Origin of the sequence: Phenylobacterium sp. LjRoot225 (assembly GCF_964252855.1) — a bacterium.
Taxonomy (GTDB): domain Bacteria; phylum Pseudomonadota; class Alphaproteobacteria; order Caulobacterales; family Caulobacteraceae; genus Phenylobacterium.
In genome coordinates this window covers 1,277,001-1,294,578 of the sequence record NZ_CAXUPL020000001.1, presented here as the reverse complement: position 1 = coordinate 1,294,578, position 17,578 = coordinate 1,277,001, and the positions used below count along the sequence as shown (strand labels likewise).

The 17,578-nt window shown below is 69.8% G+C and carries 20 protein-coding genes; 7 read left to right on the top strand and 13 right to left on the bottom strand.

Features of this window, described 5'->3' with window-relative positions:
* The first annotated feature begins 100 nt into the window (after window positions 1–100).
* A complete protein-coding gene (locus ACSQ2B_RS06245; protein ID WP_436048286.1) occupies window positions 101–1,012 on the top strand; it encodes a peptidyl-prolyl cis-trans isomerase in 912 nt (303 codons plus the stop codon).
* Window positions 1,009–2,028, top strand: coding sequence for a HupE/UreJ family protein (locus tag ACSQ2B_RS06240; RefSeq protein ID WP_436048285.1), 1,020 nt, complete (start codon window positions 1,009–1,011; stop codon window positions 2,026–2,028). The genes ACSQ2B_RS06245 and ACSQ2B_RS06240 overlap by 4 nt, the downstream gene beginning before the upstream one ends.
* A gap of 7 nt (window positions 2,029–2,035) precedes the next feature.
* On the opposite strand, the gene ACSQ2B_RS06235 is transcribed toward ACSQ2B_RS06240, so the two are convergent.
* The 7 genes from ACSQ2B_RS06235 to ACSQ2B_RS06205 all read right to left on the bottom strand — a co-directional run bounded on the left by ACSQ2B_RS06235 (window position 2,036) and on the right by ACSQ2B_RS06205 (window position 8,402).
* Window positions 2,036–2,917, bottom strand: a complete 882-nt coding sequence (locus ACSQ2B_RS06235) for a universal stress protein (protein ID WP_436048284.1) — start codon at window positions 2,915–2,917, stop codon at window positions 2,036–2,038.
* A 44-nt stretch (window positions 2,918–2,961) separates the two neighbouring features.
* On the bottom strand, window positions 2,962–3,618 hold the full coding sequence (locus ACSQ2B_RS06230) for a helix-turn-helix domain-containing protein (protein ID WP_436048283.1): 657 nt from the start codon (window positions 3,616–3,618) through the stop codon (window positions 2,962–2,964).
* A gap of 109 nt (window positions 3,619–3,727) precedes the next feature.
* The gene (locus ACSQ2B_RS06225) at window positions 3,728–4,597 is read right to left on the bottom strand and encodes a DUF2182 domain-containing protein (protein ID WP_436048281.1); all 870 of its coding nucleotides are present in this window, start codon (window positions 4,595–4,597) and stop codon (window positions 3,728–3,730) included.
* 9 nt (window positions 4,598–4,606) lie between these two features.
* On the bottom strand, window positions 4,607–5,251 hold the full coding sequence (locus ACSQ2B_RS06220) for a DUF1326 domain-containing protein (protein ID WP_436048280.1): 645 nt from the start codon (window positions 5,249–5,251) through the stop codon (window positions 4,607–4,609).
* A 104-nt stretch (window positions 5,252–5,355) separates the two neighbouring features.
* Window positions 5,356–5,766: a response regulator gene (locus tag ACSQ2B_RS06215; protein WP_436048278.1), complete on the bottom strand. Its 411-nt coding sequence runs from the start codon at window positions 5,764–5,766 to the stop codon at window positions 5,356–5,358.
* Window positions 5,767–5,873: 107 nt separating this feature from the next.
* On the bottom strand, window positions 5,874–6,923 hold the full coding sequence (locus tag ACSQ2B_RS06210) for a phosphotransferase family protein (RefSeq protein WP_436048277.1): 1,050 nt from the start codon (window positions 6,921–6,923) through the stop codon (window positions 5,874–5,876).
* Between the two features lie 3 nt (window positions 6,924–6,926).
* Complete coding sequence (locus ACSQ2B_RS06205) at window positions 6,927–8,402, bottom strand: aldehyde dehydrogenase family protein (RefSeq protein WP_436048276.1); 1,476 nt, start codon at window positions 8,400–8,402, stop codon at window positions 6,927–6,929.
* 157 nt (window positions 8,403–8,559) lie between these two features.
* On the opposite strand from ACSQ2B_RS06205, the gene ACSQ2B_RS06200 reads away from it, so the two are divergent.
* Window positions 8,560–9,009 (top strand): nitroreductase family deazaflavin-dependent oxidoreductase, encoded by a 450-nt coding sequence (locus ACSQ2B_RS06200; RefSeq protein WP_436048274.1) that lies wholly within the window; start codon window positions 8,560–8,562, stop codon window positions 9,007–9,009.
* Window positions 9,010–9,013: 4 nt separating this feature from the next.
* Here ACSQ2B_RS06200 and ACSQ2B_RS06195 read toward each other — a convergent pair whose 3' ends face one another.
* The 3 genes from ACSQ2B_RS06195 to ACSQ2B_RS06185 all read right to left on the bottom strand — a co-directional run bounded on the left by ACSQ2B_RS06195 (window position 9,014) and on the right by ACSQ2B_RS06185 (window position 11,716).
* Window positions 9,014–9,538 (bottom strand): GNAT family N-acetyltransferase, encoded by a 525-nt coding sequence (locus ACSQ2B_RS06195; RefSeq protein ID WP_436048272.1) that lies wholly within the window; start codon window positions 9,536–9,538, stop codon window positions 9,014–9,016.
* A gap of 68 nt (window positions 9,539–9,606) precedes the next feature.
* Entirely contained in the window at window positions 9,607–10,212 is a 606-nt protein-coding gene (gene fixJ, locus ACSQ2B_RS06190) for a response regulator FixJ (RefSeq protein ID WP_436048271.1), read from the bottom strand.
* A complete protein-coding gene (locus ACSQ2B_RS06185; RefSeq protein WP_436048269.1) occupies window positions 10,205–11,716 on the bottom strand; it encodes a PAS domain S-box protein in 1,512 nt (503 codons plus the stop codon). Before ACSQ2B_RS06185 ends, fixJ begins: the two co-directional genes overlap by 8 nt.
* Window positions 11,717–11,839: 123 nt before the next feature.
* On the opposite strand from ACSQ2B_RS06185, the gene ACSQ2B_RS06180 reads away from it, so the two are divergent.
* Complete coding sequence (locus tag ACSQ2B_RS06180) at window positions 11,840–12,121, top strand: hypothetical protein (protein WP_436048267.1); 282 nt, start codon at window positions 11,840–11,842, stop codon at window positions 12,119–12,121.
* Between the two features lie 46 nt (window positions 12,122–12,167).
* Here ACSQ2B_RS06180 and ACSQ2B_RS06175 read toward each other — a convergent pair whose 3' ends face one another.
* Window positions 12,168–13,259 carry a YihY/virulence factor BrkB family protein gene (locus ACSQ2B_RS06175; protein WP_436048265.1) on the bottom strand — a complete coding sequence of 364 codons (1,092 nt, stop codon included), beginning with the start codon at window positions 13,257–13,259 and terminating at the stop codon, window positions 12,168–12,170.
* Window positions 13,260–13,327: 68 nt separating this feature from the next.
* Window positions 13,328–15,208 (bottom strand): ABC-F family ATP-binding cassette domain-containing protein, encoded by a 1,881-nt coding sequence (locus tag ACSQ2B_RS06170; RefSeq protein ID WP_436048263.1) that lies wholly within the window; start codon window positions 15,206–15,208, stop codon window positions 13,328–13,330.
* A gap of 307 nt (window positions 15,209–15,515) precedes the next feature.
* Between ACSQ2B_RS06170 and ndk the strand changes: the two genes are divergently transcribed.
* Window positions 15,516–15,935, top strand: coding sequence for a nucleoside-diphosphate kinase (gene ndk / locus ACSQ2B_RS06165; RefSeq protein WP_436048261.1), 420 nt, complete (start codon window positions 15,516–15,518; stop codon window positions 15,933–15,935).
* Window positions 15,936–16,007: 72 nt separating this feature from the next.
* Window positions 16,008–16,361, top strand: coding sequence for a DUF6481 family protein (locus tag ACSQ2B_RS06160; RefSeq protein ID WP_436048260.1), 354 nt, complete (start codon window positions 16,008–16,010; stop codon window positions 16,359–16,361).
* Between the two features lie 3 nt (window positions 16,362–16,364).
* Here ACSQ2B_RS06160 and ACSQ2B_RS06155 read toward each other — a convergent pair whose 3' ends face one another.
* The gene (locus ACSQ2B_RS06155; protein WP_436048258.1) at window positions 16,365–16,577 is read right to left on the bottom strand and encodes a hypothetical protein; all 213 of its coding nucleotides are present in this window, start codon (window positions 16,575–16,577) and stop codon (window positions 16,365–16,367) included.
* A gap of 352 nt (window positions 16,578–16,929) precedes the next feature.
* Here ACSQ2B_RS06155 and ACSQ2B_RS06150 point away from each other — a divergent pair, with 352 nt between their 5' ends.
* Entirely contained in the window at window positions 16,930–17,568 is a 639-nt protein-coding gene (locus ACSQ2B_RS06150) for a DsbA family protein (protein WP_436048257.1), read from the top strand.
* Window positions 17,569–17,578: the final 10 nt, after the last annotated feature.

The following is a 17,578-nucleotide window of genomic DNA, read 5'->3' as shown; positions in this document are numbered from 1 at the left end:
CCCGCACTTACGGGGCGACGCTCAGGCTGAAATACTGATCGCAACACGCTGAAGAGCTGCGCTGAATCGCCTTGGCGCGGCCGTCTGGGAGGAAAGCGCCGTGACGGCCGACACCCTCGAACCGCGGCCCGATGTCCGAAGACCGCCGGGCGCCATCTCCAGCCGCATCCGCGCCGGATCGGAGCGGCTGATCCGCGAGCCGCTGGTCCATTTCTTCGCTGCGGGCCTCGTCCTGTTCGCCGCCTATGAGCACCATAGGGCGGACACTGACCTCTATCGCATCGAGGTCACGCCTCAGCGGGTCGCGCAGCTGGTCGCCGGCTACCGCGCCGAGTTCGGCGGCGAGCCGTCGCCGCAGCGGGTGAACCAGCTCGTCGACCGCTACGTCGACGACGAGGTGCTCTACCGCGAGGGCTTGGCGCGCAAGCTCGACCGCGACGACGAAATCGTCCGCCGCCGGGTCGTGCAGAAGATGCAGTTCCTGCAGCAGGACCTCGCCGCCCCGGCCGAGCCGACGGAGTCCGAGCTCGCCGCCTACTACCGCGCCCACCGCGCCGATTACGTGGCGCCGGCCGCCGTCGGCTTCAGCCACATCTTTTTCGCCGATGGCGCCGGCGGCTCGGAGATCGCGCGCCGCCGGGCGCTGGCGGTGCTCGCAAGCCTTTCGGACGCCGCGACGCGGGCGCCGGACCGCGGCGACAGCTTCCCCGACCTCTACGACTACTCGGGCTTCAGCCCGGACGCGGCGCGCCGTCTGTTCGGCGACAGCGAGCTCAGTCGCCGGCTGTTCGCCCTTCCGCCGGGCCGCTGGGCGGGACCGTTCCGCTCCAGCTACGGCTGGCACCTGGTGCGCGTGCAGACGGTCGAGCCGGCGAAGATTCCCGCCTTCGACGCGGTGCGCCCGCGGGTGCGCGACGCGATGGTCGCCAGCCGTCAGGCCGCCGCCAACCGCGAGAGCTTCCAGGCGCTGCGCGCCCGCTTCACCGTGGTGCGGGACGGACCGGTCCGATGAGGCGGCGCCTGCTCGCCCTGCTGGCCGTCCTGTCGCTCGGCCTCTTGGCGGCGCAGGCCGCGGCCGCCCACGAGGTGCGCCCGGCCTATCTGGAGATCCGCCAGGAGGCGCCCGACCGCTTCCTGGTCACCTGGAAGCAGCCGACCGCCGGCGACGTGGCCGTTCGCCTCGCGCCCCGCCTGTCGAACGGCTGGCTGGAGACGGCGCCGGCGGAATCCTTCGCCAGCCCCGGCTTTCTGATCCGCGCCTGGCGGGTGCGCGACGAGGGCCCCGATCCGCTCGCCGGCCGCACCCTGGCGATCGAGGGGCTCGACCAGACCATCACCGACGCCCTTGTGCGGGTGGAGCTCGCCGACGGCCGCAGCCTGGAGACCATCCTGCGGCCCGACAGCCCGCAAATAACGCTCGCCTTCCAGGGCGGGCCGGGGCTGGCGGTCCCGGCCTATTTCCGGCTGGGGATGGAGCATATCCTCACCGGCATCGACCATCTGATGTTCGTCCTGGGTCTGCTGCTGCTGGTCGGCGTCCGCTGGCGGATGCTGCAGGCGATCACCGCCTTCACCGTCGCCCACAGCCTCACGCTCGGCGCCAGCGCCCTTGGGTGGGTGACCGCGCCCTCGGCGGTTATCGAGGCGCTGGTGGCGCTCAGCATCGTCTTCGTCGCCTGCGAGCTGGCCAACAGGCTTCGCGGCCAGGCTGGGCTGACGGCGCGTTTCCCCTGGCTGATCGCCTTCACCTTCGGCCTGCTGCACGGCTTCGCCTTCGCCGGCGCCCTGGTCGAAGTGGGCCTGCCGAAGGACGCGATCCCGCTGTCGCTGCTGCTGTTCAATCTCGGCGTCGAAGCCGGCCAGCTGATCTTCGTCGGCGCGGCGATCCTGGCCATCCTCGCCCTGCGCCCGGTGCGGGCGAGGCTGCCCGCCATCGCCGACCGGCTGGCCCTGCGGCTGCCGCCCTACGCCATCGGCTCTTTCGCGGCCTTCTGGGTGCTCGAACGGACGGCCGCCGCCTTCGCCTGACCCCCGCTCAGTGGCTCAGCAGGACGAAGCGCTCGGGATTGTTCAGGAGGTCGCGGGTGACGCCGCCGAAGATCCATTCGCCCAGCCGGGTGTGGCCGTAGCCGCCGGCGACGATGAGGTCGGCGCCGATCGCCTGGGCCGCGACGTGCAGCTCGGTGGCGACGCGCTCGATGGGCGCGACCACGACGCCGGCCTGGGCCTTGATGTCGTGACGCTGCAGCCCGGCGACCACGGACTTGGTGCGCTGGTCGGCGTCGCCCGCCTCGTCCTTGCCGCAGACCTCCATCACCAGGACCGCCTCGGCGAGCGCCAGGAGGGGCAGGGCGTCGGCTAGGGCGCGGCGGGATTCTCGGCTGTCCTTCCAGGCGACCACCACGGCCTTGGCCTTGAGTTCGCCGCCCTCGGGCGGGGCGATCAGCACCGGTCGGCCGGAGAGCAGCATGGCTTCGGCGGCTTTGCAGGTGCGGTAACGGTCGTCCTGGCCGAGCGGCTGGCCGCCGACGAGGATCAGGTCGGCGGCGCGCGAGGCCCGCGCGAGCGCCGGAGCGGGCATGTCCTCGATCCAGGCGAAGTCGGTCTTCACGCCCTTGGCGGCCGCACGGAAGGTCTCGCGGGCGAGCTCGAGGTTCCTCTGCACCTGGCCGCGCATCTCCAGAAACCACTCGCCCTCCACCAGGCCGGTGGGATCCATCGCGCCGAGCGGCGGGATCATCTCGGCGGCCAGGCCGAAGAGGGTGGCGTCCAGCTTGCGGGCCAGGGCGACGGCGCTCGCCAGCCGGGGCGCCGCGTGCGCGTCGGGGGAGACATGCACCAGCAGGGTGCGGATCGAGGTGGGGACCGCCTTCTTCGCCGGCGAGGCCTTGGGCGCGTCCTTTGCGAGAGTGGTCATCGGGGGGTCCTTTGCAGATCCAGCGCGGAAGGAGGTCTGGAGCGTCAGGCGGCCATCTCTTCGAGGGCCTCCCAACGCTTCACCTTGAACTTGCGGCAGCCGTCGAACTCGACGACCGAGGCGCCCTGCAGCTGCGTCAGCATGCGCGAGACGGTCTCGATGGTCAGGCCGAGATAGTCGGCCATGTCCTGGCGGCTCATCGGCATGGAGACGCGGCCGGCGACGCCTTCGGGGCGCTCGCGCTGGGCCAGGCTCATCAGGAAGCTGGCGACCTTCTCGCAGGCGGTCTTGCGGCCGAGCACCAGCAGGTGGTCCTGGGTGCGCTCCAGCTCGCGGCGGGTGGCTTCCCAGATGGCGCGGTCGACCTGGTCGTCGCCGGCGAAGGCTTTCAGCGCCGCGCGCCGGACCACCAGGACGACGGCGTCGCAGATCGCCTCGGCCGAGAAGCGGTGGACCTCGCTGGTCTCCAGGCCGACCAGGTCGCTCGGATAGTAGAAGGCGCCCACCTGGCGGCGGCCATCGCTCAGCAGCCGGGTGGTGCGAACCGCGCCCGAGACCACCAGATGCACAAGGTCCGCCTCATCGTCCTGGGCGAAGATCTCCTCGTCCTTGGCGTAGGCCATCTTCACGCCCAGGCGCTGCATCACCTCGGCGATCGCTGGAGGAGCGGCGGTCCCGTCAGTGGCGTAAGCGAGGGTCATCGCAGTTCCTTCCAAGCCATGACTGGAAGGTGCCGGAGAGGCCCGGGCGGCGGTATTCGGGTCGTTCCCCTAAGTAGTCCTACGTAGGAGGGCCGCGCCTCGCGGACTTCTAGGCGACCGTCGTGGCGAGGCCCCAGACCACCAGCAGGGCGCCGGCGGCTCGAGCCGTCCAGCGACCCGCCGGCAGCAGCTTCTCGGCCATGACCAGCAGGGCCAAGGCCGCAATCCAGGCGAGGTTCATCACCCCGCCCACGAACAGCAGCGCCATCAGCGCCCAGCAGCAGCCGACGCAATAGGCGCCGTGCAGGATCCCGAGGCGCAGAGCGCCCGCGGCGCCGGGCCGCCAGTGGCGGCTGAGGAAGGCTGCCGGGGCGCGGCACTGGGTCAGGCACAGGTTCTTCAGCGGCGAGAACTGGTAGAGGCCCGCCGCGATGAGGACGCTGGCCGACAAGGCGCGGCTGGTGGAGCCCATCAGCGCCGCCGAGACGAGGGCGGACGCCTGCAGCGCCGCCTGCAGGCCCGCCGCGGCGACCGAGAAGAGCAGCCAGACGAAGAGATAGCCGGCCGCGAAGACGGCGCTGGGGGCGACGCCGGCGCCGCCCTGGCTGATCGTGTGGCGGCGCACCTGGGCGTAGAGCAGGATCATGGGCGCGGCGCTGGGCGCCATCATCGCCACCATCATGGTCCACCACATGACGACCGCCAGCAGCCACAGCCCGGGACCCCAGGGCGGTGCGGGCGTCATGCCCGACATGTCCATGCCGCCCATGTCCATGGTCATGGCTGCGGGCGGCATGGCGGGGGGCGCGGCGAGCCGGTGGGGAAACAGCGAAAGCCGCGTCATCTCCCAGGCGCTTGCCCCCATGCCGGCGCCGCTGAGCAGATAGACCCAGGCGAGCGCCGCCAAGGCCGCGAGGCCGGCGGCGACGATCACCCGGTCGCGCCGGAGCAGGCGCTCCAGGGCCGAAGCTTCCCCCACGCCTGCGCCCTAGGCCGCGGCGCGCGCGCGCACCACGCCGTGGTTGTTCAGATGAAGCCATGCGAACTGGCCGTATTTCTCGGCGATCTCGACGCGGACCGGGCCGCCCGTCCGGCTGCTGGCGCTGCCGATCTCGGCGACCTCGTACTCGAAGCCGTCGGGCAGATCGATCCGCGCGCGAGTCTCCGCGCCGGTCACCGGATTGCGGATCGGCCGGCCGGTCATCTCGATATAGTCTCGCACGAAGGCCCGGCCCGTGCGGCCGTCCACGTCGATGTCGAGCTCGATGTCGGTGAAGACCGGCGCGTGCATGACCGTCACCGTCGAGGCGTAGACGGCGAACATGGTGGCGAAGGGATCGGTGTCCTGGCCGGTCATGATGCGCAGCAGCGCCTCGCGCTGGGCGTCGTCTGCGTGCTGGTCGACGAAGGCGATGGCCTCGCCGTTCCCTTCATGGATGGGACCCGGCCATCTGAAAATCGCCGCGATCTTGAGACCATCCAGCCGCGTCTCGCCGAAATGGCCTTCGTCTAGGACGATCGCTGCGACGGCGTGACAGTGACCCTTGTCCGGCAGGGCGTTGAACTGGCAGTTGCAGCCGTATTCGCACGTGCAGTTGACGAGTTCGCGGCCCTTGAACTCCCACGGCGTCATCGTGGCGCTCCTCTCGTGACCCTACAGCGACTTGGTCTTCATAGAGAACGCCGTTATCGAGCAGCGGCAAGACACGACGGCGTGCGCAGGGCCGTCGTCGGCGCTCAGGGCTGCGTCAGCGGCAGGATCTCGTGGAGGCGCGTCAGCAGGGCGTCGCCCAGCAGCGGTATTTCGATCACGCTGGCCTGGACGCGTCGGGCGCGGAGATGCAGCTCCGGATGGGCGTAGCTGGTGATCAGGATCGCCGGCAGGGTCACCTGGCGCTGGCGCAGCTGCTCCAGGGCGTCGAGGCCGTTGAGCGTGGCCAGCTTGTCGTCGATCACCAGGCAGGCGGCCTGGGACGGCAGCTCCAGCTCGACCAGCTGCTCGCCAGTGCGGCAGGTCCCGACCTGGTAGCCCTCGATCTCCAGCGAGAACTTCAGGGCCTCGCGCAGGCCCTCGTCGTCGACGACGAGCACCACCAGCGGGGCGGGGCGCACCCGGGCGGTGGGCGTGTCTGTCGCAGCGTCGGGCATCGGATCCTTAGGCCAGATGCGCGGACGGACGGCTTTGATCCATCTCAATCGTCGATGCGACCCCGCGCCGAGGGCCGGAGCGGAGGCTCAGGGCATGCTCTCCCCCCTCAGGCCGCGCCGCCGACCTTCAGGCGCTTGGTGAGCCAGGCCTCGTCGGGGAACGGCATCTTGCCCAGCTGGGCCAGGCGGACGCCGGTGCAGGACATCTTGAGGTGGGTGAAGTCCTCGTACCATTCGACGTCGGCGGCGGAGATCCCGGTCAGTTCGCGCCAGAGCGCGATCGTCTCCTCCCGCGTGCCCATCCCTTCAAGCGGCCGGCCCGAGGCCGCGCCATGCATCGTCTCCGACAGCACCAGCCACCAGGCGAGGTCATGCAGGGCGCCGCCGAGCGACGGCTGCTCCCAGTCCATCACGGCGACCACCTCGAAATTGTCGTCGAACATCATGTTGCCGAGGCGCGCGTCGCCCCAGACCAGGCCCGGCGGCTGGTTGGACGGCCAATTCGCCCGCAGCCGTTCCAGGCCCTTCTCCAGCACGGGCCAGGGCCGGTCCCGGCTGACCCAGGCGACGAAGCGGACGTACTTGTCCCATTCCTGGGCGAGGCCTTCCTCCGCGCCCTTCGGGCCGCGCAGGAACTGGACGGAGTCCAGCGGCGTGCTCTGGACGGCGGCTAGTTGGCGCACGCCGTTCTCCCACATCCGGGCGCGCTGCGCCGGCGTCGCCTCCGCCACCCAGCCCTCCTTGGCGTAGGGCGGGACGCTGACCGCAACGCGGCCGCGCACCCGCTCCATGACGAAGAAGGGCGCGCCCAGGAGCGAGGCGTCGTGCTCGAACCACAGCGGCCGGGCCACGCGCACGCGTCCCTGCTCGTGCATCACCTGCATCACCCGGTACTGCTGCTCGAACAGGTCGTCGGGAAACACCGTGTGGCGCATCGGCTTGATGCGCACGACGCAGCTCTGCGTCTGAGGCCGCCCGTCAATCGACCAGCGGGCGTCGAACAGGATGGTCTCGTGCGACCGCCCGGCGCCGTGCGGGTAGGCGAGGTTCTCGACGCGCACGTCGTCCGAGCCGGGAATCCGCCGCGACAGCCAGGCGGCGAGCTGGACCGCCAGACCGTCGAGGTCGCGGGTTTCCGGCGCAACAATCACTCCCACCTGTCAAGCTCCCTGAATGTTCATGACCTGGACCTGCTGGTAGACCCGCAGCCCCTCGACGCCGCGCTCACGGCCCAGCCCGCTCGACTTCCATCCGCCGGAGGAGGCGTAGGGGCTGAACATGCCGCCGTTGATGTTGACCGTGCCGGTGCGCAGGCGCGAGGCGACCGCCAGCGCCTGTTTGGTATCCTTGCCGATGACGTAGCCGGACAGGCCGTAGACCGTGTCGTTCGCCATCTCGACGGCGTGGTCGAGGTCGCGGTAGCCGATCACGCTGACGACCGGACCGAAGATCTCCTCCTGGGCGGCCGGGTTCTTGTTGTCCGGCGTGTCCAGGATGGTTGGCTCGAAGATGAACCCCTTTGCCGGGCGGTCGGGCCGCTTGCCGCCGCAGACCACCTTGGCGCCCGCCGCGACGGCGAGATCGACGAAGCTCTGGCAGCGATCCCGCTGGGCGGCGCTGATCACCGGCCCAAGGGTCGTTTTCGGATCGGCGGGGTCGCCTGCGACCGCCCCTGAAAGGGCCGAGGCCATGGCGTCCATCGCCCGGGCCTTCTCGGCCTCGGGCACGAAGATGCGCGTGCCGAGCACGCAGCCCTGGCCGGCGTGGGCCAGGCACACCTGGGCTGCGGCCGTCGCCGCCTGGGCCAGGCTGTCGGGCAGGTAGATCTGCGCCGACTTGCCGCCCAGCTCCAGCTGGAGGCGCTTCATGGTGGGGGCGGCCTGCGCGATCAGCTGGCGGCCGACGGCGCTGGAGCCGGTGAAGGCCACCATGTCCACGTCGGGATGGGTCGAGAGCGTCACCGCGCCCTCGGCGCCCGCCTCGGCGATGACATTGAGCACGCCCGGCGGAAGCCCGGCCGCTTCGGCGGCCTCGGTAAAAATCAGGGCGGACAGCGGGGTGAGGGGGCTGGGCCTCAGGATGACGCAATTGCCGGCGATCAGCGCCGGCAGCACCTTCCAGACGTTGATGTAGAAGGGCGCGTTGTAGGCGGAGATCGCGGCGACCACGCCCATCGGTTCATAGCGCCTCAGGCTCTGGATCGCCCCCCCGCGCGGCGTGATCCGCTCGGCGAACGGCAGCGGGTTCTCCTCGAACTCCGGCAGCTTCAGAAAGAGGTCGATCACCTCGAGGCCGTGCTGCAGGGGCGCATGGACCTGGGCGAACATGGTTCCCGACCCGACCGGGCAGCCGCCTTCGGCGACCACCAGGCTGACGAGCCGCTCCCGTTGGCTGGCCAGATAGGCCATCAGCCGTCGCAGCGCCTGGGCCCGCTCGGAGGCTGGCAGGCCGCTCCAGACGCCGCTGTCGAAGGCGCGCCGGGCCGCCGAGATCGCCGCCGTCACCTGCGCCGCCGAGGCGCCTGCGATCTCGGCCACCACGGCCTCTGTGCCAGGATTGACGACGGTGAAGGTCTCGCCCGCGCCGTCGACCGCCTCGCCGCCGATGAACAGCCGGTGTCGGGAGGGATCGGGCATGGCGGACCTTTGGTTCTGCAGCGGCCTCGCCGCCATGGCGACGCGCCTATTGCGCAAAAGCCTATCGGCCAGCCGGCCCGGCCTCAATCCTTTTTCTTTATTGCGAATTTAAATTCTCTAAGATGGACCCCGAGGGGCGAGACGGGAACGGATCGACATGGACGAACCAACGCAGCCTGCCGCCGTGCCGGGAACGGACCTCAGCCTGCTGGGCGCGGAGCATGTCCGGCTCTACCGGGAGACCAACGGCGAGACGGGCTATCTCTGGAACGGGGTTCCGACGCTTCTGCTGACCACCACGGGGCGCAGATCGGGAGAGCCGCGAACCATCCCGATCATCTTCACCCCGCACGGGGACAGCTATGTGATCATCGCCTCGAAGGGCGGGGCCCCGACGCACCCGAAATGGTACCTGAACGTCGAGGCCGATCCGCATGTCCAGGTGCAGGTGAAGGCTGACAGGTTCGACGCCGTCGCCCGCACGGCGGAGCCGCCGGAACGCGAGCGGCTGTGGCGCGAGGCCGTGAAGGCCTGGCCGAACTACGACATCTACCAGTCGCGGACGTCGCGGCGGATTCCGGTCGTGGTGCTCGAGCGGCGCAGCTAGCGGGTCAGAGCGTCTTCTCCAGCTTCACGAAATCGAGGTCGTCGCGCAGCGGCTCCCCGAAGCGGCGGTCCTCGTAAGGGAAGGGATCGCGTTCGCCGGTGAGCGTGTAGCCGCGCCGCTCGTACCAGGCGATCAGGCTGTCGCGAACGCCCACCACGGTCAGGCGGATGCGGCGCGCGCCGAGCTCGGCGGCGTGGCGCTCCGCGGCTTCGAGGATCTCGCGCCCCAGGCCGCGGTCCTGCAGGTCGGGCCGCACGGTCAGCATCCCCAGGTACCAGGCCTCGGCGGCGTCCGGTTCCAGCCAGACGCAGCCCAGGAGTTCGCCTGCCGGCGCGTCGCGCCAGCCCAGGATACGTGCGCCGGGCGTCGTTCCCAGATCCTTCGTGAGCATGGCCAGGTCGGTGCGCTGACCGGCGAGGTAGTCCGCCTCGTGCGTCCAACCGGCCTTGGCCCCGTCGCCACGGTAGGCGGCGTTCACGAGGCGTACGATGTCAGGAAGGTCGGCGGAGGAGACGGCGAACAGAGGCATGGCGGCCTAAGGCCACTGCTCCATCGGCGAGTCCAGAGCCTGGCGCCCTGATTCCGGCGGATCGGATGTCAGGATCGCGCGAGCAGCACCATCCGGACGAGGTCGGATAGCCCGCGGGCGCCGGTCTTCGACATGACGTTGGCGCGATAGACCTCGACGGTCCGCGGGCTGATCCCCAGTTCGTGGGCGATGACCTTGTTCAGCTTGCCCTCGATCACGCCGTCCAGCACCTCGTGCTCGCGCGGCGAAAGGCTCTCCAGGACCCGGCGGATTCCGTCGCGCTCGGCCTGGTCCTCGTCCGCCCGGGAGCTGTCGGCCAAGGCCGAGCGGATCGCCGCCAGCAGGCTTTCCGCCTCGAAGGGCTTCTCCAGGAAGTCGACGACGCCGGCCTTCATCGCCTCGACCGCCAGGGCGACGTCGCCGTGGCCGGTGATCATGACGATCGGCAGGGCCACGTCGCGCGCCTGGAGCCGGCGCACCAGCTCCAGGCCGCTCATGTCCGGCATGCGGACGTCAGTGACGATGACGCCGGGCAGCGAGGCGTCCAGCTCGTCGAGAAAGCTCACCGCCGATTCATAGGTCCGCGCGGTCAGGCCCGAGGTGTCGAGCAGGAAGGCGAGCGACTCGCGCATCGCGTCGTCGTCGTCGATCACATGCACAACCGGCTTATTCATTCGGCTCCAACTCCTCCTTGCGGACGGCGCGCAGGGTGAAGTGGAACACGGTTCCGCCCCCCTTGCGAGGTTGGGCCCAGATCCGGCCGCCGTGCGATTCCACGATGGTGCGCGAGATCGACAGCCCCACGCCCATGCCGGTCTCCTTGGTGGTCATGAACGGCTGGAACAGGGTCTCGGCGATCTCCGGCGCGATGCCGGGGCCGCTGTCGGAGACCGTCACCTCGACCATGTCGTCCGGCGCCGGACGTGCGGCGACGATCAGCTCGCGCCGCGGGGAATGCTCCATGGCGTCGATGGCGTTGCGCATCAGGTTGAGCACCACCTGCTGCACCTGAACCTTGTCGGCGAGGACCAGCTCGATGGTGCGCGGGATGTCGAACCGCAGGTGCACGCCGCGCTCCTTCGCCCCGATCATCGCCAGCGCGCCCGCCTCCTCCAGGAGCTTGGGCAGGTTCTCGATGCGCCGCTCGGCTTCGCCCTTGGCCACGAAGTCGCGCAGCCGCCGGATGATCTGCCCGGCGCGGAGCGCCTGTTCGGCGGCGCTGGAAAGGGCGCCCTTGATCTTCTCCCTGTCCGGAGGATCGACCGCCAGCAGCCGCTCGGAGCCCTTCACATAGTTCGCGATGGCCGACAGCGGCTGGTTGAGCTCGTGGGCCAGGGCTGACGCCATCTCGCCGAGCGCGGTCAGGCGCGAGACATGCACCAGCTCCGACTGCATGTCGTGCAGCCGCCGTTCGGTCGTCTGGCGCTCGGTCAGGTCGCGGACGAAGCCGGTGAACAGCCGCTGGCCGCGGGACCGCACCTCGCCGACCGAGAGCTCCATGGGGAAGGTCGAGCCATCCCGGCGCTCGCCCACCACCACCCGGCCGATGCCGATGATCCGCCGCTCGCCGGTGGCCTTGTAGCGGTCGAGATAGTCGTCGTGCTGCTCGCGGTAGGGTGTCGGCATGAGGGTGGAGACATTGCGGCCGATCGCTTCCGCCGCGGTCCAGCCGAACAGCCGCTCGGCCGCGGCGCTGAACGAGCGCATGATCCCGCGGTCGTCGATCACGATCATCGCGTCGGGCACGGTGTCGAGGATCGACTGCAGATGGGCCTCGCGCTCCTCCAGGTGCTGCAGGGCCTCGCCGGCCTGGGTCGAGCGCAGGTTGAGCCGGCGCCCCGCCAGGCCGAAGGCGGGGCCCAGGGCCAGGAACAGCAGGGCGTCGATCAGGTTGGCGGTGTCGTTCACCAGCGCCCAGCCGCTGAAGAGGGCGGTCGCGGCGAGGCTGAGCAGGGTGGCGATCACCGCCGGCCCCATGCCGCCGAGCGCGGCGGAGAAGATCACCGCCGGCACGAAGACGATCATCAGCGTCCGCTCGTGGAACACCGGCTGGAGCGCCAGGCGGAAGCCGGCCGAGACCAGCGTCGCCAGGATCGCCAGGACGTAGGGGAACCACGGCTGCGCGCGGATCCGCTCCACGAGCCGGTTCGGCGGAAGGGGCGGGGCGCTGGGCGGCATGGCGGTGGTTTAAGCGCCGCCGCGGTCTTTTCAAAGCGCATCGCCCCCGTGCGGGCCCTCGGCGGGGCAACCGCCCCGCGGCTCAGGGGTTACCGTGACGACACAAGCCACGAGGAGCGTCTAATGCCCCACAAGCAGACCGAAGACGAAGCCGCGCGCTCTTTCAGCCACGGCTCCAGCGGCTCGACCGCGGACATGGCGGTCGAGGGCTTCCCGAAGACGGAAGACCGTCACATCGACGTGCCGCACGCCCGCGAGGTCCCGCCTCTCCCCGAAGGCGAGAAGGTCGACCATCTCGCCGACAAGAAGACCCAGGCCGAAAGCCACCAGGAAGCCCTGCTCGACGAAGCTCTCGAAGAGACCTTCCCCAGCAGCGACCCGATCAGCCCCAAGCACATCACCTGAGGTCGGATCCACCTTTCCCGCAGTGGCGAGGGAGGTGGAAGCGCCTCTACGATCTCCCCTGCGCCTTGCCGACCGTGTCCGCCATGGTCGCCCGGCGCAGGCCCATCGGCATGGGCGCGCCGGTGGTGGTGTCGACGGCGGTCTGGTGCTCGATCTCGGAGTTCAGCTCCGCCCCGGCCAGCATCACCACTGTGGACAGATAGATCCACATCATGAAGCCGATCACGGCGCCCAGCGAGCCGTAGGTCTTATCGTAATGGGCGAAGTTGCCGACGTAGGCGGAGAATAGCGCCGAGGCGGCCAGCCAGAAGAGGACGACGGCGCCGCTGCCCCAGGTGATCCATTTCCACCGCGCCGGATCGCGACTGGGCCCGAAGCGGTAGAGCAGGGCGAGACCCAGGGTCAGGGCGACCAGCAGCACCGGCCAGCTGACCCAGCCGAACAGCGCAGCCGCCCGCGGCCCGGCGAAGGCCTCGATCGTCGGTTGGGCGGCCAGCAGGGCGACGGCGGCGATCAGGAACACCAGCAGGCCGAGGGTGAAGGCCAGCGAGATCAGCGTCCTCCTCACCAGGCTGCGGCGCTCCTGTTCCTCATAGGCGATGTTGAGGCCGGTGATCAGCGCCTTGATCGCGCCGTTGGCGCTCCAGATCGAAGCCAGCAGGCCCAGCCCGAAGGTCAGGGTCTGGCCGCCCTCGCCGGCCTGCGCCAGGCGGATCATCTCCGCGCCGAGGAAGCCCACGGCCGCCGGCGGCAGGATGAAGGACAACAGGTGAAGATGGCGCTGGACCTCGGCGACGTCGGCGAAGAGGCCGTAGAGCGCGACGAAGGCCGCCAACCCCGGGAACAGGGCGAGCAGGGTGTAGAAGGTCACGCCGGCCGCCACCATCGGCGCCTGGTCCTCAGCGAATTCCGACCGGGCGCGCAGCAAGATGTCCTTCCAGCCGCGACGGGGGATCTCGCCCGGCGAGCGGGCCCTGCGGCCGCGGCCGGACTCGAAGCGCCGCCATCTTCCGTCGCCGGGCGGCTGCAGCAGCGCCACGCCGGCGCCGGCCAGCACCATCAGCGGCGCAAGGTCCCAGGCGAGGCTCAGGTCACGCCGACGCGCCGGCTGTTTCTTCGGCCCCCGCCTGCCCATCATCGCCGTTTCCCTCAAGCTCCGAACGGGGCGGCAATGCGCGAAGCTCGATCCGGGTTCCGGCTTGTAAGTCAGACGGTTGCGCGCAACGCCTCATAGGCTTCCTGGGCCTCGAGCCACTCGCGCTCGGCGGCCTCGACCGTGGCCTCGACCGCGTCGCGCCGACGCCCGAGTTCGGCCGCCTTGGAAGGGTCGCTGGTGAAGGCGCCGGGGTCGGTGAGCGCCGAGTCGATGCGGGCGAGCTCTTCCATCGCCCGGGCGAGCGCCGCCTCGGCGTTCTCGGCGCGGCGGCGCGCGGTGCCGGTCGGGACCTTGGCGCGGGGCTGAGGCGGCGGCTCGGGCGCCTTCTCCGGCTCCTGGCGAACCTGGGTGGGCGCGCGGCTGGCGACCCGCGCCCGGTCGAGGACGAAGCGGGCGTAGTCGTTCATGTCGCCGTCGAACGGCGTGATGGTCCCGTCGGCCGCCAGCCACAGCCGGTCGGCGACCAGCTCCATCAGCGAGCGGTCGTGGGTGATCAGGATGACCGCGCCCTCGTACTCGTTCAGCGCGTCGAGCAGGGCGCGGCGGCTGTCGATGTCGAGGTGGTTGGTCGGTTCGTCGAGGATCAGCAGGTGCGGCTTCTCCATGGCGACCATGTTGAGCAGCAGGCGCGCCCGCTCGCCGCCCGACAGGTTGGCGACGGTGGTCTCGACCTTCTCGACGCCGATCCCGAAGGAGGCGAGCACCGCCCGGCGCTTGGCTTCCGACGCCTCGGGGAGCGCGCGGCGGATGATGTCCAGCGGGGTGTCCGTCGGGTCCATCGCCTCGATCTGGTGCTGGTGGAACCAGCCGACCTTGAGCTTGCCCGAGCGGTGCAGCTGGCCGGACTCGAGCTTCAGCGCGCCGGCGGCGAGCTTGGCGAAGGTCGACTTGCCGGCGCCGTTGACCCCCAGCAGGCCGATCCGGTCGTCGATGTCGAGCCGCAGGTTCATCCGCTTCAGGATCGGCGGTCCGCCATAGCCGGCGACCCCGTCCTCGATGCGCAGGATCGGCGGCGGCAGGGGGCGTTCGGGGGAGGGCAGGACGAAGGGCGCGACGCGCTCCTCCACCACCGCGGAGATCGCCGGCAGCTTGGCCAGCATCTTCAGGCGCGACTGGGCCTGGGTGGCTTTCGACGCCGTGGCTCGGAAGCGATCCACGAAACTCTGCAGGTGGGCCCGCTTGGCGTCGACCTTGGCGCGATTGGCCTCCTGCAGGCGCAGCTTCTCGCTCAGCTGTCGCTCGAAGGAGTCGTAGCCGCCGACGTAGAGCTCGAGCTTGCCGTCCTTCAGGTGCAGGATGTGGTCGCAGGAATTGTTGAGCAGCTCGCGGTCGTGGCTGATCACCATCGCCGAGTGCGGGTACTTCTTGAGCCGCGCCTCCAGCCAGAGCGCGCCTTCCAGGTCGAGGTAGTTGGTTGGTTCGTCGAGCAGCAGCTGGTCGGGCGCGGCGAACAGGGCTGCGGCGAGCGCGACCCGCATCCGCCAGCCGCCGGAGAATTCGGCCATCGGCCGCGTCAGGTCTTCCTGGCTGAAGCCGAGGCCGCTGAGGATCTCGGCGGCGCGGGAGGGCGCGCGGTCGGCGTCGATCTCGATCAGCCGGGCCCAGATGTCGCCCATTTCGTCGGGCTCGGCGGTGTCCAGCCGGCCGAGCAGGGTGGCGCGTTCCTCGTCGGCGGCCAGCACCGTCTCGATCAGGGTGACCGGAGTGGCCGGATGTTCCTGGTCGACCGAGCCGATGCGCGCCGCCCGCGGCAGGCTGATGTCGCCGCCGCCGGACTGCAGCTTGCCAAGGATCAGCTTGAAGAGGGTGGACTTGCCCGCGCCGTTGCGCCCGACCAGGCCGACCTTGGCGTCCTTGGGAATGTTGACGCTCGCCTGGTCGAAGAACCGGCGGCCCCAGGCGTCGAAGGTGAGCTCGTTGATCTGCAGCATGGGTTTTTGGGTCGGTCGGAAAGGGGCGCACGCGTCCGCGCGCGCCGGAATTGCGGGGAGGGTAAGGAGATCAGGCGATTGGGGAGCCGCGCCCCTGATCGCGGGGGGGCATAGCAGAAGACCCGGCGTTCGTCATGCTGCAGTGCGGCCGTCTCCGCGGCCGCTGCGAACTGCCGACTTTGCAACCAAGGCGCGCGCGCTTGCGAATCTGCCGTCGACCGCCTTGGCGAGCGAGGGCCTTGACGCTATAGAGCCGGCCACTTCGCGGTCCGCCGCGCGCCTCCTATCAAAAGCGAATTTAGAGCCCATGACCGAACGCACCTTCTCGATCATCAAGCCGGATGCGACCAAGCGGAACCTGACCGGCAAGGTCAATGCGGTGATCGAGGACGCCGGCCTGCGCATCGTCGCGCAGAAGCGCATCCAGATGAGCCGCGCCCAGGCGGAGACGTTCTACGAAATCCACAAGGAGCGCCCGTTCTTCGGCGAGCTCGTGGACTTCATGATCTCGGGCCCGGTCGTGGTGCAGGTTCTGGAAGGCGAAAACGCCGTGGCCCGCTATCGCGAAGTCATGGGCGCCACCAACCCGGCCCAGGCCGCCGACGGCACCATCCGTAAGCTCTACGCCGAAAGCGTCGGCGAGAACTCGGTCCACGGCTCCGACAGCCAGGACAACGCCAAGCTCGAGATCGTCCAGTTCTTCACCGACGCCGAGATCGTCGGTTAAGCAGAAACCGGGGCGCGCCGAGGGGGTTTCCCCTCGGCAGTCCTTTCTAGCCTTTCTAACGAACAGTTTGAGATGAGAGAGCCCAAGATCGGGGGCTTCACCGAACGTCTGTCGGCCCAGGCCGAGGCGCGGAAGGCCCTACTCGCCAAGATGAAGCCGAAGCCGACGGTGCGTCCGGAGGTGTTCGAGACCAGCGCCCAGAAAAAAGAGCGCGAACTGGAAGAAGTTCGCGCCCGCCGGGCGGCTGAGAAGGAAGAAGCCCGCAAGCGCGCTGAAGACGCCGAAGCTCAGCGCCTGTTGGCGCTTGAGAACGACGAGCAGCATCAGCTCGAGCTGAAGCGGCAGGAACGCAAGGATCGCAAGGCCCAGGCCAAGGCCGACGCCCGCGCCAAGCGCGAGGCGAAGTCGTCGCAGCGGCGCGGCTAGCGCCTAGTCCTCGCCGCCGCCTGTCAGGCGGCGCGACAGGTCGCCGTAGTAACCCTGGATCAGGAGCTCGACGGCGTCGCCTCGCTCTTCGGCTTCGAAGGCGAGGTCCTTGGCCATCTGAATGGCGGTCGAGCGCGACATGCCGTGCTCGATCACCTTCCCGTCCTGGAAAACGGTCCAGTCGCCATCTTTCAGCGTCACCGCGTATTGGACCATGCGACTCAACCCTCGCGACAGAAGCTGCAGCGTACAAGCGTTCCAAAGGTTCCCGAAGCAGCATTGTTTCGATTGAGCGATTCGGCGAGTAACGGCGTTCCATCTGTTCCACGTCAGATTTCATTCTGGTGTGCGGTCAACCGCGACTGGACTACCGAAAGGCGTGCTGGGTTCCCGCGCTTATCTTCGGTGTAGTGGCGCGCGGCGTGCGGGAACACTTGGTCGACGTGCTCGAAGCAGCGGCCGCCTGTGCGGCAGGCCGCGCGGAAAGGTGATCGGCGGCCCTCCGGCGTGACCGTGACCTGGACGGCGCTGGCTGTAATGGTGCCCGGCGTCTTCGAAAGGCCGCTCCGTGGACGGACCGCACCTGATCTACTTCGCCGACCCGATGTGCTCGTGGTGCTACGGCTTCTCACGCGTGATCGACGAGATCCGGGCGGGCTTCGCCGGCGCCCTGCCGATCCGGCTGGTGATGGGCGGGCTTCGTCCGGGGGCGGAGCAGCCGGTGGCCGAGGCCGCGAAGGCGGAGATCGAAGGCCGCTGGCGTCAGGTGCAGGAGGCGACCGGGCTGACCTTCGACGCGACCGCCTTGCGGCGCAAGGGTTTCATCTACGACACCGACCCCGCCGCGCGGGCGGTGGTGGTGGCGCGGCGCGAGGATCCGGACCTGGCCGTGCGCTATCTGGGGCGGGTGCAGTCCGCCTTCTACGGCGAGGGCCGCGACGTGACCCGGGTCGAGGTGCTGGCCGAGCTGGTCGCCGAGTTCGGCCTCGACCCCGCCGCCTTCATAGACGCCTGGTCGAGCGAGGCGGCCCAGCAGGCGACCTGGCGCGACTACGCCATCTCCCAGCACGCAGGGGTCACCGGCTTTCCCACCCTGGTGGCGGGCCCCAATGAGGACGGCGTGTTCGGCGTGGTGACCCGCGGCTATGCGCCTCCGGCCCAGGTCGTGGGCGTGTTGCGCGACTGGATCCAGCGCATCGCGGCCTAAGAGAGGCGCG